The organism is Nonomuraea ceibae, from assembly GCF_019396325.1.
Taxonomy (GTDB): Bacteria; Actinomycetota; Actinomycetes; order Streptosporangiales; family Streptosporangiaceae; genus Nonomuraea; species Nonomuraea ceibae.
The window spans coordinates 90,547-105,275 of the sequence record NZ_JAHKRO010000021.1; the positions used below are offsets into that span (position 1 = coordinate 90,547).

The following is a 14,729-nucleotide window of genomic DNA, read 5'->3' on the forward strand; positions in this document are numbered from 1 at the left end:
ATCGACGTCCGTGATGAGGGTTTGGACCGACTGTCGTTGCCGCTGTTGCCCTCGTCTCGCCGCCCTTGCTCGCGTTTGTCGTGGCCGAGATGGTCGATGATCTCGCCCTTCAGCGCGGGCTCCAGCGCCAGTTCGGTCAGCCAGCCCAGGAGCCCGTTCTCTCCGAGCAGCTCCACGCTCCCGTGAGGGCCTGATCGAACAGCCGGGCCACCAACTGCCGGCACCGAAGCCAATGCGAAGCGTAGTGGAGAAGTTACGCCGGCCGCTGCCTCAATCCAAAGAACTGCAGGCCAGGCAGGGATTCAGTGGATTCTGCTCCGTTGCTTCCGGTAGCTCTTGATCTGGCCTGCCCACGGCGCTGCCACACCCTCTTGTGGATTGAGGCGAGCCTGATCGCCACGGATGCGAACTGGTCGCCGGTGTTGTCGCGGTCCGTCATAGAGGTCGTGCTGCTGAGCCATACCAGTAACCGTTTAAAGGCTCTGATAGGGTTACTATGTGGGCGATGTGGGATGGAGGAACCTGCCGTGAAACTCGCAGCTAAGACGAGGCATCGTTACCGGGAGCTGGAGGGCTTGCGGGTGCACTACAGGGAGGCGGGGACACCGTCGCCAACGGCGGTGGTGTTGCTGCACGGTTCCCCCAGCTCGTCGTACTCGTTTCGTGACGTGCTTCCGGTTCTGGGCGAGGTCGCGTACACGGTGGCGCCCGATCTTCCGGGATTCGGGTTCTCCGACGCGCCAGGGCTGCATGAGTTTGAGTACACGTTCGAGCGCCTGTCCCAGGTGATTGATGCCCTGCTCGAAGACCTTGGGGTGGAGAGGTATGTGCTGTTCGTGACGGACTACAGCACGCCTGTGGGCTACTACATGGCCACCCGTCACCCGGAACGAGTGCTGGGCCTGGTGGTGCAGAACGGCAACGTGCACGAGGCGGGATTGAATGAGGCGTGGGATGCGTCTCGCCGGTTCTGGGCCGAGCCGACCGAGGAGAACAAGGCGGCCCTGCCGGAGTGGCTGAACTTCGACGGCACCCGTGACACCTACCTCACGGGGCTGCGGGAGGAGTTGCGGGAGTTGCATCCACGTGAATCGTGGCACCTCGACTGGGAGCGTCTCTCGAGGCCGGGCAACATCGAGGTGCACTTCCAGCTCTTCTACGACTACCGCAAGCACGTGGCACGCTTCGGCGAAATCGCGAAGTACCATGCCGAGTATCAGCCTGCGTGCCTGGTGCTGTGGGGCCGGCACGACACCTTCTTCGACATCGCCGAAGTGCTCGCCTACCACCGGGCGATGACCCGGTTGGAGGCGCACATCTACGACGCCGGGCACTTCCTGCTGGAGACCCACGCCGCCGAGGTCGCCGATCTTATGGTCACCTTTGTCGGTGACGCCTTCGATCGCGCGGGGGTGGCCGTGTGAGCTTGCCAGAGTGGACTGTCAGACCGCTGACGGCGGACACCTGGGAGGACTTTGAGGTCGTGATGGGCGCACGCGGCGGGGCGGGCGGCTGTTGGTGCATGCACTGGCGGTTGAGCATTGGAGAGTGGATGGAGAACAAGGGCGACGGTAATCGAGTCGCCATGCGCGGCCTTGCCGAAGGTGAGACGCCACCGGGAGTTGTGGGATATCTCGATGCCGAGCCGGTGGCCTGGTGTGCTGTCGGTAGTCGCTCAGACTTCCCCCGTATGCAGCGCTCAGCGCTGCTGAAGCCGGTTGATGGCGAGCCTGTGGTTTCCCTCGTGTGCCTCTTCATCAAGAAGGGTCACCGGGGCCGCGGCCTGTCTGCGGGGTGGATAGCCGCAGTGTGCGACTACCTCGCCGAGACCTCGCAGACACGAATCGTCGAGGCGTATCCAGTCGAGCCGCCTGCCGGGCATAGGGCGGGGGCAGACACGGCGATGACCGGCATCGCAAGCACCTTCACTGAGGCCGGGTTTACCGAGGTCGCTCGGCCCAGGCACAACCGGCCCATTATGCGCTACAAACTGCAATGACCGCCGCCACCGCCTGGGGTGAAGACCACTTCATCGCCGGGGATGTTGCGCTCGACTTCGCGAATACTGTCTACCGTCGTTGGCCTGAACTCGGCACAGATCTGTACACCAGCACCGACGTACTCGGCACCTGGCTCGACCGGGCACACCTCCTGCCGGCCAGTAGCGGCGCGAGTCGCGTTATCACCGACCGCGACCTGGAAAACGCACGCGCTTTGCGCAGGCTCCTCTGGCAGGTCTTCGACGCGCAGAAGGACGGCCAAACGATCCCTGCAGGGGCCTTCGCAGGGCTGCTCGGTATCGCCAGCCACGGGAGCGCTCACGTCGCCGTGAGCCCCGACGGCTCCATGACCTCATCGAACACCGACGGAGCGCTCGCAATCCTGGCGCTGCGGGCCATTACGCTCGTTCTCAACCCACCCCCGCAGGGTATTCGAGCTTGTGATCGGTGTGGCTGGTTCTTCATCGATTCTTCCCGCGGCCGACGTCGCCGCTGGTGCAGTATGAAGATCTGCGGCAACCAGGCCAAAGCTGCCCGCTACCGTTCCACCCACTCCTGATCACGAAGTCTGGTGCCTGTGCCAGACTCGGCTCTGAAGTCTGCGGTCGTACTTGGAGGCGTGCCCGCTTCCGGCCGTGGGACGGTGCCCACTCTGAGATGATCTCTTCCAGCGTTCCCAGCGGAACGAGGCCGCTGGCCAGCACTTTGTCAGGAAACACGCGAATGTCGAAGGCGGCGCACAGCGCCGTCTTCGCTCGGTGACGCAGGTCCTGAATGCGCAGCCGGCCGATCATGTACGCGACTGCCTGCCTGGCCAGGAGATGTAGCGGTCGATCTCGGCGTCGATGTTGGCCGGGGGAGACGGGACTGGTGGCCAGCATGAAGTCAACCGCCCAGTCCCTGGACCGGTCTTGGTGGTGCATGCCGGTGTCCACCACGAGGCGGCAGGCCCGCCAGGCTTCGAACGACAGCATGCCCAGCCGGGTCACGTCCTCGTGTAGAGACCCGCCTCGTCGGCCCGGCCGCTCTGATACAGCCCCCAGCCGTCGCCGTGCGCGGTGACGTACCCGAAGCGGCGGAAGTCAGGCAGGTACTACAAGGTCTGACCGATGCTCCGTTGCAGGTGATGGCCGAGGGCTCTCGTGGAAGGCCAGCGCCTTGTGCTCGCAGACGTCCTGGAGCCGGGCTCGAAGGTGTTCTCCTCGGTCCCGAATTGTAGCGAGAGGATGTGCCGCAACCCCTTGATCCCCTTATCGGGGTCGGAGATGCCAGTACCCGCCCGCCGATCGCGGCGAACTCCTCGCGCAGGGCGGCGATCACATCAAGACCGGTCTGGTGAATCTCTTCCACGGGCGGGTCGGTCGTGGCGTGCGACTGGGCAGCGGCCAGATAGCCTTCTGCGCCGCCCGGGACGTGACAGACACCAGTCGACTGCCAGCAGGTCCACGCGGCCGTTGCGGTTCAGCGCCGGTACGTCGGTCATCGCGTCCAGCGTCCGCTGCAGCCCGGGCCGGACCTTCTCCGCCCGGCGGGCGCGGGCGGGCGGACGCGGCGTGGTTAAAGGCGGAAGGCGTCGAGGTGGTCGGCCAGCCATTCGGCGTAGCCGCGCGGCGGGCGGCCCAGCAGGCGGGCCACGGTGTGGTCCGGCTCCATCGGACTGGCGAGGAAGTCGGCGCCCACGGAGCGGCCCAGTACGATCATCTCCTCGGAGACGCCGGCCTGGCGGTCGAGCTCGGTGGCCTGTTCGGGGGACAGTTCCTCGAACGGGATCTGTCGGCCGAGCGCCTGCCCGATGAGCCGGATCTGCTCGAGCGGGCTGATCGGCGGCCCGTACGCCGTCACGACCTGCCCGGCGTGCCGGTCGTCGGCGAGCAACGTCACCGCCACGGCGGCGAGGTCGTGCTCGTGGATGAGGGGATAGCGCGCGTCGGCGTAGGGCTCGCGGATGACTTCCCCGCGTTTGATGGCTTCCGCCCAGTTCACCCCGGTGTACGAGTAGTCGTCGTGGAAGGTCTGGTGGGCCATCACGGGGGAGGGGCGCAGGTGCGTCCATCGCGCTCCAGAGCGCTCGGCCACCACCTCGATGGCCAGCCACGACCATGCCTCGGGCTCGTATTGGATCTCGAACTCGGGGCCGTGCGATGACAGCACCACGATGTGCTCCATGCCGCCCTTGCGCGCCAGGGTGACCAGTTCGTACGCCGTCTCGGGCACCGCTCCGGACAGGAATAGCCGCTGGATGCCGTCAAACGCTGCCGCGGACTCCGCCGGGCGGGCGACGTCTCCCACGATCACCTCGACGCCGTCCGGCCAGCCGCTCGCCTCGGACGGCGGCGTCAGCACCCGCGTCGGTTCGCCCGCTGCGGCCAGCTGGGCGGCGATGGCGTGTCCGACGGGGCCGGCCGTCGGCACGTGGCCTGGCATGTCGCGGTCTTTCACGATGGTCAGCAGTGTGGTCATGACCTGCCCTCCTATTATCGTATGGCATAAGGAAATAGCTTCCGTAGGCTATACGGGAGTGGAACGGGCGGCAAGCGAGGAGATCCATGGCAACCGGGCACAGCGGCGGCGCTGATCCCAAGCGAACGCTGGCCCTCCTGTGGCGCGGTCGCGCCGCCACGGGACCGGCCGACGGCAGGCCGCCTAAAGGCCGCAGGCCGACGGTCGGCATCGACCAGATCATCCAGGCCGCCATCGACGTCGCCGACGCCGGCGGGCTGAGTGTCGTGTCAATGGCGCGCGTCGGCGAGCGGGTGGGGGTCAGGGCGATGACCCTTTACACGCACGTCCCCGGCAAGGCCGAACTGATCGACCTCATGGTCGACACGGTGATGACCGAACGCGACCTCTCCGTCCCCGTCGGCCAGACCGGCTGGCGGGCGCGGGTCGAGCACTACGCCGCCCAGACCAGGGCCGCCCACCTGCGCCACCCCTGGCTGCGGGAGGTCTCCACCGCCCGGCCGCCGCTCGGCCCGGGCATGATGGGCGAGTACGAATACCTGCTGTCCGCCCTGCGCGGCGCCCGCCTTCCGGCATCGGAGATGTTCGCCGCGGCCGAGACGATCATCACCTACGTCGTGGCCGCCGCCCGTCGGGAGGCCGAGGACCTGCAAGCGGAGCAGGCGACCGGTCAGACCTGGGACGCGTGGTGGGGCGAACGCCAGCACCTGTGGGAGGAATACTTCGACCCCGACGCATATCCCACCATGAGCCAGGTCTGGCTCGGTGGCGGCTTCGAAGAGGCCGGAGAGGCGGACCAGTCGGCCGAGGAGCCGTACGTGTACGGGCTGCGGCGGCTGTTGGACGGCATCGAAGCGGCGGCGCGCTCATCGCCGCATGGCACCGAGCATTGAACCCGTGCTCGGACGGCCCGCGAATGCCTAGACGGAGATCGTTCCAGATGGGAGCCGGCCGGACCTGCCGTACTGTCCCTGGCGGCGGGCCCGCCCCATCGAGGCCGCCGGGCTGCCCGAGGACGTCGCCGTCGCCAAGGGCGGTCACGCGGGGCAGACGTACATCGACGGTGGGCTATCGATGGAGGTCTCCGTGCAGGTACGACGAGGGTGCCGAGGAGCGATGTGTGACGAACGACCTCAACACCCTTCTGACCGCACCGTATGCGAGGATCGACGACTGGCTGGGCGAATCACCCCGGTTAGGACGACCACCCCAGCTGACTTTGGCGGTGGCTCAGGTCCTACTCGGCGTGCAGTCTCAGGCCCGCTGGCTACGCTACGTACCCGTACATCTGCCCGGCGCCTTTCCGTACTGCCCGGCCAGTCCGGGGTCACGTCCACGGACGTGGTGTATGAATCGACCTCCGAGTGATCCTGTTTCTGCAGGTTAAGCGGTAAGCGTCTGCGGGAGTTGGTTCGGGGTCGGTGTGTCGCTTGTGAGCAGCCGGACGCGGGTTTGGCCAGGATGTCCAGGCCCATGTAGCGTCGGGCTTCGATCCATTCGTCGGTCTGCTCGGCCAGCACCGCGCCGACCAGCCGGATGATGGCGGCCCGGTCGGGGAAGATGCCGACCACGTCGGTGCGGCGGCGGATCTCTTTGTTCAGTCGTTCCTGCGGGTTATTCGACCAGATCTGCCGCCAGGTCTCACGCGGGAAGGCGGCGAAGGCCAGCAGGTCCTCGCGGGCGGCGTCCAGATGCTCACAAGCGGCCGGGTACTTGGCCTCCAGCGCTTCGATGACCCAGGCGTGCTGGCTGCGCACCTGCTCGGCGGTGGGCTGGTCGAAGATGGTACGCACCAGGGTGGCCACCCACGGCTGCGCCGACTTGGGTACGCAGGTGAGCAGATTGCGCAGGTAGTGGGTGCGGCAGCGCTGCCAGCACGCGCCCGGCAGAGCGGCGCCGATGGCCTCGACCAGGCCGCGGTGGGCGTCGGAGATGACCAGCTGGACGCCGGACAGGCCCCGGGCGACCAGGCCACGCAGGAACGCCAGCCACCCGGCACCGTCCTCGGCCGAGGTGACCTCCAGGCCGAGGACCTCGCGCTGGCCGTTGGCGTTGACGCCGGTGGCCACCAACACGTGCACGTTGATCGTGCGACCACCCTCACGCACCTTCTGGGTCAAGGCATCCAGCCAGACGAAGGTGTACGGGCCGGCGTCCAGCGCGCGGGTGCGGAACGCCTCGACCTGCTCATCCAGACACTTGGCCATCTGCGAGACCTGGCTCTTGGAGATGTGCTTGATGCCAAGCTGCTCGACCAGCTTGTCCACCCGCCGGGTGGAAACGCCGAGCAGGTAGGACGTGGCGACCACGCTGATCAGCGCCTGCTCGGCCCGTCGGCGTCGCTCCAGCAGCCAGTCCGGATAGTAGGAGCCGGACCGCAGCTTCGGAATCGCGAGCTCGATGGGTTCCTGCGCGGGTGTCCCACTCGCGCGCCCGGTAGCCGTTGCGGGAGTTGGTCCGCTCGTCGCTGCGCTGGCCGTAGGCGGCCCCGCATAGGTTGTCGGCCTCGGCCGACATCAACGCTTCGGCCATGGTCTTCACCATGGATCGCAACATGTCAGGGCCGTCGGTCTCGATCTGCTTCGCGAGCCACTGCGCGGGCGTCACACTGTTGTCTGCGGCCATCGACTGGTTCTCCTTCGATCTTGATCTAGCTACTCGAAGGATCACTCGATGGCCGTCTTCGTTTCACGACGCCACGCCTGTGACCAGGCCAAACTCGTACACCACTCCCGTGGACGCAACCCAGTCCGGCTACAACAAGCGCCTGCACAATGCCTTCTCCCTGCTCAAACGAGCGATCCGGGCGTTGGCCCACGTCACCGACCTGTGGGATGACCCGGTCTGGGTGGCTGGCCCCACCCCGGTCGAGTGCGGTCGCTGCCGCCCCACCTCCCGCCGTTCCGAGCTGGCGGGGTGGGCAGGCTACGGCCACAGCCGCTCACGCTCGCGCTGGTTCTGGGGCCTGCGCCTGCACTGATCTGCACCCCGGCCGGACTGCGGGGAGCTGGCTAGTAAAGGTATTGGCGCGCGCTGGTTAACGGCACCCCGAGCTAGATGACGGCTGTCAGCCTGCCCACACGATCGAGAAGACGTGCACTGTCTTGGCCGCGTCGTCGACGACGTAGGAGACGAGCCCTGCCGCGCCGAACGCCTGCTCACGGAAGCGGGCATCGTCGGGGTCGGGCACGCCGCGGCGTGTGGGTCGGCGCCGATGGTGAGCAGCTCATCCACGAGGGCTTGCCACGCGTGCGCAGGCAGCCCGGGATCTGTGCGGAGGCGGCGGCGAGAGCGTCTATGAGCACTACCGGCGCTGGGCAGCCGACGGCACCTTCGACGCCCTGCTCAAACACGTGCAGGTGCACGATGACGCCGTCGGCCGCTTGGACTGGACGGTCAGCGTGGACTCCACCATCGTGCGCGCCCACCAGCACGCGGCCGGCGCACGTAAAAGGGGGAACCGGACAGGACGAATCAGGCACTCGGCAGATCCCGCGGCGGACTGACCAGCAAGCTGCACCTGGCCACCGACGGGCGCGGCCTGCCCTTGTCCGTGCTCATCACCGCCGGCAACGTCAACGACTGCACCGTCTTCACCGTCTTCCCGAGGTCCTGCAGCAGATCACCGTCGCCCGGCCAGGAAGCGGGCGTCCCCGGACACGGCCCGATCGCGTCATCGCCGACAAGGCCTACAGCTCCCGCGCCATCCGCAGCCACCTGCGATCCCGACACATCAAGGCCACCATTCCCGAACGCACCGACCAGCAGGCCGGACGGCAACGACGAGGCAGACACGGCGGACGCCCGCCTGCCTTCGACCAGGCCGCCTACCGCCGCCGCAAACATCGTCGAACGCTGCTTCAACAAGCTCAAGCAAATGGCGCGCCCTCGCCACCCGCTACGACAAACTCTCCCGCAACTACCGAGCCGCCATCACCTTGGTCAGCACTCTGTTATGGATCAACGCTGATCTACCGGACACCGCCAAGGCAGATGGCCAGCAGATTCTCACGGCAGCTGGTTTGCCTAAATAGCTGCGAAGGTTCTCCGCGGGGGCTCCTTGCAGCCTTGACCTGATCCCAATGACGTTGGCGTGGCGCAGTCGAAACGACGTTTGGACTCATGGCCATCGGCACGGCCACTCGCCCGCCGAAGTCAATTCAGTAGCTCATTTGAAAGGCTCACCCGCTATGCGCTTTCGTGTGCTCGGCCCGGTGCGGGCGACGATCAACGGCAGATCTCTCGATCTCGGGCCGCCTAAGCAGCGGTGCGTACTCGCAGCGCTCCTGGTAGAGCCCGGGCGCATGGTAGCTGTAGAGACACTAATCGAGCGGGTCTGGGGAACGGGCCCTCCCAACAGGGTACGGAGCACGCTCTACAGCTACGTTAACCGTATCCGCGCGCTGCTACGTTCCGCTGGTGCCGACCCTGGGCAGCTTAGCCGCCTCAGCGGCGGCTACTCGTTACGCGTGCCGCCTCACCATGTGGACATGCACGTGTTCACAGGACTTGTGACTCAAGCTCGTACGGCTCCTCGCGAGGAATCCGCAGCAGAGTTGTTGCAAGAAGCGCTCGATTTGTGGGAGGCCGAAGCGCTGTCCGGGCTACACGGAAGGTGGGCGCAAAGCGTCCGAGTCCAGTTGCACGAGGAGAGGCTGACGGCAACACTTTTGCGCAACGAGATCCGACTCCGGCAGGGGCAAGCACCGGAACTCCTGCCTGAGCTGCGGGCATTGGCGATCAGCCATCCGCTCGATGAGCGGGTGGCGGCTCAGCTGATTACTGTCCTGTATGAGTGCGGTCAGCAGGCGGAGGCATTGCGCCTCTACGGCCATGTCCGGACTGAGCTCGCGACCGAGCTCGGTGTGGATCCGGGGCCTGATCTGAGGCGGCTTCACCAGATGATCCTCAAGGGAGAACCCGTTGTCGCATCCCTGGTGCCCTCGCTGGCGCCCATGCCTCGGCCCCGCCAGCTCCCTGCGCCTCCCGCATACTTCGTGGGGCGTACAGCGGAACTCGCCGCACTGGACAGGATGGCGCAGCCTGCCAGCACGATCGCGATCTCCGCGCTGGGCGGTATGGGTAAGACTTGGCTCGCGCTGCACTGGGCGCACTTGCGGCTCGACCGCTTCCCTGACGGGCAGTTGTATGTGGATCTGCACGGCTTCGGTCTCGAGGGTGAACCCGCTAAGCCTGACGCGGTAGTGCGGGGGTTCTTGGAGGCGCTGGGTGTCGAGGCGGCGAGGGTACCCCGCGAGCCAGAGGCGCAACTGGGGCTCTTTAGGTCGCTGGTCGCTGATCGGCGGATGCTCATCATGCTTGATGATGTGCGGGACACAGCACAGGTCGCCCCGTTGCTACGTGGAAGCTCGGAAGGCGTCGTGATTACGGTCAGCCGCATCAGACTCGCTGGCTTAATTGCCAGACACGGGGCACGTTCGTTGGAACTGGACACGTTCGGTCGGGACGAGGGACACCTGCTCCTCACCCGCCTCCTCGGTCCGGCTCGAATTGCCGAGGAGCCCGAAGCAGCGCGAGCATTGCTCGACCACACGGCCGGTCTGCCCCTTGCCGTCGGCATCCTGGGCGCTCGTGCAGCAGACAACCCGGCACTTCCGCTCGCCGCTCTCGTAGGCGAACTGGACGATGAGGCACACCGACTACATGCATTCAATGCCGGGGAGCCCAGTGCGGATCTGAGATCTATGTTCGATTCCTATATGCAAGCGCTGGATGAGCAGACAACCCAGATATTCACCCTGTTCGGACAGATCCCTCCCGGCCGGGACATGCGTACGTTCGCTGTGGCCCACTTGGCCAACCTATCCACGGCGCAAGCTCGGACGTCACTGCGGATCTTGGAAGCCGCCTACTTGGTCCAGCAGCATCGGCCCGATCGCTACCGTATGCACGATCTGGTCCGCCTGTATGCAGTCGATCGTGGCCAGACTTCATATGGAGGCCACGCGCCGGGACGCTGTGATGCCTGCTCTGCCTGCGCGTCACGGTCGAGGCCGCCCAACGACTCTGAACCGGGCCCAGCTTGACGGAGACCTCAGTGGTTGATGACGAAGGCTTCGAGGGGTGGGAGCTGAACCAGCCTCGAGCTCCTTGGCAGGAGGTGCCCGTTGGCCAAGTGCAAGCGAGCGATGTTGAGCCAGACCACCCACTCGGCGTTGGCCGGTTCGTTGCCGGCGCGTTATGGCCCTCGGCTTGACCAGTTCGGTCGCATAGCGACTGAACTGTGAACCCATCAGGGTGTTGTCGTGCGCATCGCCGACTGGGGCTTTGGACGCGTCGATACTGGCTTCGCCGCAGGTCAACAGTTGGATGGCGCCAGGACGGTGATGTCTGAAATCGATGAATCGACCAGTTCAGCCCTCCATTCAAGATTTCCTCAAGCATCTGTCCCATGCTGCTCTGAAAGTGTGTGGTTCGAAAAGACGGCAACGACCGTTCAGCAGCGAAGTCGTGGAGATGACGTATGAAGACTCGAGGAAAAGTGGCGGCAGTCATTCTGCTCACTGTTGCGGGATTGCTCGTCGGCTCCGGGTCGGCTGGTGCGTGGCCCAGGGTCCTCAAGACATACCCGTACACAGGTGCGGGAGCGCGGGCCTGTCAGATAGACCTCAAATCCGCGCCCAGCGGCTACTGGTGCGGAACCCTTGTGAATCCCCGACGGTACGCACTCATGACCGATCAGTAGCGCTGAAACCTGCCACGGCGTCATGTGGGAGGTGACCGCAGGCGCCTGACAGATCGCGCTCCCGTCGCCATTCCATGTCCGTCCCTGCGGATCGCCCTCGCTGGTCTGCCCTGTGAGGCTGCCACGCCGGCGCAGGTCGAGCCGATGGTGCGGGTGGAGTAGCCCTTGTCGCCGATCACCACATCCGGCCGGATGCGCGGGCGGTCACCGGCCGGGCGGCGGATTCGGAGCTTGGCCGGCACGTCGTTGAAGGCGGTGCAGTCGACGACGTTGCCGCCGGTCAGGTGCAGGACCAGCGGCAACCCGCAAGATTTGGACTAGCAGGTGCAGTTCGGTGCTCGGCCCGCCTCTGGATGGTCCGAGCGCCTGCCGCCCTTGCGATTGCTTCATATCGGTCGTCCCGCCGCCGTCCCCCTTTTACGGGCCCCGGCGGCGTGCTGGTGAGCGCGGGCGATAGTGGAGTCGATGCTGATGGTGAACTCGACCTGGCCGATCGAGTCGTCCTTGGCCTGCACTCGCCTTGCGTTCCATGTAGCCCCGCTCGGGACACGCCCGCCGGTGCCGTCAGAAGCGATGCCAGGTGTTCTTCGTGCGCTGCTGGGACACGCCGGGCCTGGTGTAGTCGCACACGCCTCGGGGGAAGATCGTGCGCAGCCGTTCCCACTGCTCGTTCGTCCACTGCACCCCGTAGCCGTCGCGCTTCGGCTCAGTCAGTCGGCACGTGATGATGTCGGCGGTGACGTCCTCTCCCGCCACCTCGCGGGGGAAGGACGCGGTCGGGTAGAGCCGCTCACAATAGCTCGCCGGATCGCGCTCGAGTGTCTCGGCCACGAACCGTGGCTGCTCGTCGCGGGTGTTGCACCCCTCGACCAGGGTGCCCGGTCGGGCGGCGGTGATCCGTGCGATCGGCTTGCCGCCGGGGCGGAGGCCGGCGAGGTTCGTCAGCCAGTGGTCCATCTGGGTCACCGCGTGCCGCACCAGCGGGCTCTCGGTGCTGAACAAGCCGTATCGGGCGTCCTCGAGCAGGCTGACGTGGTTGGCCGTCGTGCCGTTGGCCTCCTTCAGCCGTTCCCGCAGGGAGAACGTGTGGTAGCGGACGTGGATGTCGCCCCAGGACACGTCGTCCCAGTAGGAGCGGTAGTCGATGATCGGCGTCCTGGCCAGCCCACGACCGCCGCTGATCACCCGCCCGGTGCGGTAAGCGATCTTGGTGGCCTTCGGGTCGGCCTCCGTCCGCCGCGGCACGACGTTCGCGTCGGCGTCGAGGCCGCCGACGCGGGCGTTGAGGTCGAGGAACTGCTCCGGCGTGATGGCGCCGTCCTTCAGGGCGCCGAGCCCGTACTGGATGCCGACGTTGTCCAGCGGTCTGCGGGCGAAGCCGGTGGCCGGGTCGGCGCCGTAAACGTTGATCATGTGGTCGTAGACGCCGCAGCGGACGCCTGCCGGGTTGGAGACCGGGTTGTAACGATGCTGCTCGGGGACCATGCCGCAGTCGAGTCGCGGGTCGATCCGGTTGGCGCCCCGCGACATGGCGGACACCATGGCCGCGGTCGCGAAGCCGGAGGCTCTGCGCTTCTGCTCCTCCGTCCACGCAACGGTCGCGCCGGCGGTGAAGTAGGTGTCGAGCAGCCGCGCGTCGGTGAGGAAGTTGACCGTGCCGACGCCGACCTCAGGGAACGAGCAGCCGACGACGATGCCGTCGAAGACGCCCGGGTAGTTGTCGGCGATCTGGTGGGCCTGGTACGACCCGCCCGAGCAGCCGTAGCCGATCGTGTGCTCGACCGGCCCGTGCTTCTCGACGAACAGTTCCTTGGCCATCATCGCCGTCTCGGCCGCTGTGACGTCGTTGCAGTTGTTGCCGAAGACGTTCAGCGAGGACGACATCAGCGCAAACCCGCGGCCCAGCATGAACGCGTCGGTGACAGTGCCGGTGCCGGTGCCCGATCGATACCAGCCGCCGGCGCAGCCGCCGCCGAGGGTGAACACGGCCCGGCCGTTCCAGCCGGCGGGACGCGTCGTGGGTGACGGCGCGGGCTCGGCCAGCGGGTCGTGCAGCATGCTCATCTGGACCACCGCGCGGTTGGCCGTGGCCGTCTCCATCCGGACGATGAACTTGACCGTGACACCGAGTGAGTTCGTCGTGGTGGCCAGGTCGGAGGGGTAGGCGGTGGCGCCGGCCGGCCAGCGTTTGTAGGCGTTGGCGGTGGTCCGGTAGAAGTAGTCGGCCCGGGGGGCGATCGTGCAGTTCGCGTCGAGCGGCTCGCCGAGCCTGCCGCCGATCACCGGGATCGCGAACGCCGCGGTCTCGCAGGCGAACGGCTGCTGGTGCAGGCCGGAGAACACCGGGCCCTGGGCGGGGTGGTTGACGAGCGTGATCGAGGCGCGCGGCCCGCCGGGTGTCCGGCCGGCGACCTCGACCGTGTTCTCGCCCTCGCGCAGCCCGGTCACCAGCCCGAGGAGTTCGCTGGTCTCGGCCCCGGTCCGGAAGGCTGGTGTGACGTCGGCCTGACCGTTCACCGTCACGCGGAGGCTCTCGCGCGGGACGGGGCGGGGCAGCTCGATCCGGAGCAGCGCGTCGCCTCCGCTCACCATGTCCGGCCGGCCGGAGACCGTGGAGATCCGCAGCTCGTCCGGCTCCGGCCCGTCCGGCCCGGCGGTCACGGTGATCGTGACGGTCGCGGTCGAGCGCTCGGCGTCGTCGCCGACCTGGTAGGTGAACGTGTCGATGCCGACGTACCCTCGGCCGGGTTTGTAGCGGAACGACCCGTCCGGGGACGTCGTCAGGCTGCCGTGGGCAGGCGCGGACCAGGCCGTCACCGCGGGCGTGACGCCGTCGGGAAAGATGTCGTTGCCGAGCACGCCGGGTGCGTCGGCCACCAGTTCGGTCCCCGCCGTGACGGCGCGGAAGTCGTCGGTGGCAGTGGGCCGCGGGGTGGGCGGTCCCTCGCCGGGCGCCCTGACCACCAACTCGTACAGGCGGGCAGCGTTCGTGCTGTGCCGCGACTTCTCCGTGATCACCAGGCGGAGCGTGTCGGTCACCAGGTCGGTGCTGAAGGTGACCACCGGGTCGGTGTTGTCGGCCGCGGTGCCGATCGTCACCCAGCCGTCATCGGTTCGGGCCTCGACGGTGAAGTCCACCAGGACCGTGTCGGCGAACGGGCTGGGCCAGCCGGAACCGCTGTAGACGCCGACCGTTCCGACCCGGGTTCCGGCCGGGAACGTGATCGTCAGTGTGGGGGTGGCGTCCGCCGTCGACGACATCCAGCGGGAGGACTCCGCGCACAGGCCGTCGACGGCGTTCTTCGCGCCGTAACTCGAGCTGAAGGTCGAGGACGCCGTGACGGTCGCCCCCATCGCCCGATGGCCGGCGCATTCGAGGTCTGAGGTTTGTGCGGAGTGCTGGACGGTGGTCCGGGCGGACAACGGCGGGGCGGTCAGCTGGCCCGCTGCCAGCAGGACGGTGGTCAGCAGCGCGACCACTGCGGACCTCAGGCGCGTCCTCGAGGACACGACGCCTCCTCGTCTCGGGGGTGGGGGTGGGGGGTGAGGGGGCCGCCGGCTGC

Annotated in this window: 12 protein-coding genes and 4 pseudogenes; 10 read left to right on the forward strand and 6 right to left on the reverse strand. The window is 67.0% G+C overall.

Going from position 1 to position 14,729, the window contains the following annotated elements:
* Nucleotides 1-527: 527 nt before the first annotated feature.
* From KME80_RS16700 to KME80_RS16710, 3 genes are all read left to right on the forward strand, one after another.
* Nucleotides 528-1,424 carry an alpha/beta fold hydrolase gene (locus KME80_RS16700; RefSeq protein ID WP_219506164.1) on the forward strand — a complete coding sequence of 299 codons (897 nt, stop codon included), beginning with the start codon at nt 528-530 and terminating at the stop codon, nt 1,422-1,424.
* A 128-nt stretch (nt 1,425-1,552) separates the two neighbouring features.
* On the forward strand, nt 1,553-1,999 hold the full coding sequence (locus KME80_RS16705) for a hypothetical protein (RefSeq protein WP_219506167.1): 447 nt from the start codon (nt 1,553-1,555) through the stop codon (nt 1,997-1,999).
* Nucleotides 1,996-2,559 (forward strand): CGNR zinc finger domain-containing protein, encoded by a 564-nt coding sequence (locus KME80_RS16710; protein WP_219506168.1) that lies wholly within the window; start codon nt 1,996-1,998, stop codon nt 2,557-2,559. Before KME80_RS16705 ends, KME80_RS16710 begins: the two co-directional genes overlap by 4 nt.
* Here KME80_RS16710 and KME80_RS53195 read toward each other — a convergent pair.
* Nucleotides 2,462-3,043 (reverse strand): DUF885 family protein, encoded by a 582-nt coding sequence (locus KME80_RS53195; protein WP_372455362.1) that lies wholly within the window; start codon nt 3,041-3,043, stop codon nt 2,462-2,464. The genes KME80_RS16710 and KME80_RS53195 overlap by 98 nt on opposite strands.
* 514 nt (nt 3,044-3,557) lie before the next feature.
* Nucleotides 3,558-4,460 (reverse strand): NAD(P)H-binding protein, encoded by a 903-nt coding sequence (locus tag KME80_RS16720; RefSeq protein ID WP_219506172.1) that lies wholly within the window; start codon nt 4,458-4,460, stop codon nt 3,558-3,560.
* Between the two features lie 86 nt (nt 4,461-4,546).
* Between KME80_RS16720 and KME80_RS16725 the strand changes: the two genes are divergently transcribed.
* Nucleotides 4,547-5,353 (forward strand): TetR/AcrR family transcriptional regulator, encoded by an 807-nt coding sequence (locus tag KME80_RS16725; RefSeq protein ID WP_219506181.1) that lies wholly within the window; start codon nt 4,547-4,549, stop codon nt 5,351-5,353.
* 227 nt (nt 5,354-5,580) lie between these two features.
* Nucleotides 5,581-5,799 (forward strand): annotated as a pseudogene (locus KME80_RS53565) (IS982 family transposase); the annotation flags it as partial.
* Between the two features lie 103 nt (nt 5,800-5,902).
* Here the strand turns inward: KME80_RS53565 and KME80_RS16730 are convergent.
* Nucleotides 5,903-7,085 (reverse strand): annotated as a pseudogene (locus KME80_RS16730) (IS256 family transposase); the annotation flags it as partial.
* A gap of 121 nt (nt 7,086-7,206) precedes the next feature.
* Here KME80_RS16730 and KME80_RS53570 point away from each other — a divergent pair.
* Nucleotides 7,207-7,460: pseudogene (locus KME80_RS53570) on the forward strand (IS982 family transposase); the annotation flags it as partial.
* 67 nt (nt 7,461-7,527) lie between these two features.
* Here the strand turns inward: KME80_RS53570 and KME80_RS51850 are convergent.
* Nucleotides 7,528-7,650, reverse strand: a complete 123-nt coding sequence (locus KME80_RS51850; RefSeq protein ID WP_281427021.1) for a hypothetical protein — start codon at nt 7,648-7,650, stop codon at nt 7,528-7,530.
* Between the two features lie 431 nt (nt 7,651-8,081).
* Between KME80_RS51850 and KME80_RS53200 the strand changes: the two genes are divergently transcribed.
* The 4 genes and pseudogenes from KME80_RS53200 to KME80_RS16750 all read left to right on the forward strand — a co-directional run bounded on the left by KME80_RS53200 (nt 8,082) and on the right by KME80_RS16750 (nt 10,948).
* Nucleotides 8,082-8,537: a transposase gene (locus KME80_RS53200; RefSeq protein ID WP_372455363.1), complete on the forward strand. Its 456-nt coding sequence runs from the start codon at nt 8,082-8,084 to the stop codon at nt 8,535-8,537.
* 113 nt (nt 8,538-8,650) lie between these two features.
* Nucleotides 8,651-8,887, forward strand: a pseudogene (locus KME80_RS53205) (AfsR/SARP family transcriptional regulator); the annotation flags it as partial.
* Between the two features lie 63 nt (nt 8,888-8,950).
* Entirely contained in the window at nt 8,951-10,507 is a 1,557-nt protein-coding gene (locus tag KME80_RS16745; RefSeq protein ID WP_246645073.1) for an AfsR/SARP family transcriptional regulator, read from the forward strand.
* 219 nt (nt 10,508-10,726) lie between these two features.
* Nucleotides 10,727-10,948: a hypothetical protein gene (locus tag KME80_RS16750; protein WP_219506185.1), complete on the forward strand. Its 222-nt coding sequence runs from the start codon at nt 10,727-10,729 to the stop codon at nt 10,946-10,948.
* Nucleotides 10,949-11,186: 238 nt separating this feature from the next.
* On the opposite strand, the gene KME80_RS16755 is transcribed toward KME80_RS16750, so the two are convergent.
* The gene (locus KME80_RS16755; RefSeq protein ID WP_219506186.1) at nt 11,187-11,468 is read right to left on the reverse strand and encodes a hypothetical protein; all 282 of its coding nucleotides are present in this window, start codon (nt 11,466-11,468) and stop codon (nt 11,187-11,189) included.
* A gap of 262 nt (nt 11,469-11,730) precedes the next feature.
* Nucleotides 11,731-14,676: a DUF6351 family protein gene (locus KME80_RS16760; protein ID WP_219506188.1), complete on the reverse strand. Its 2,946-nt coding sequence runs from the start codon at nt 14,674-14,676 to the stop codon at nt 11,731-11,733.
* Nucleotides 14,677-14,729: the final 53 nt, after the last annotated feature.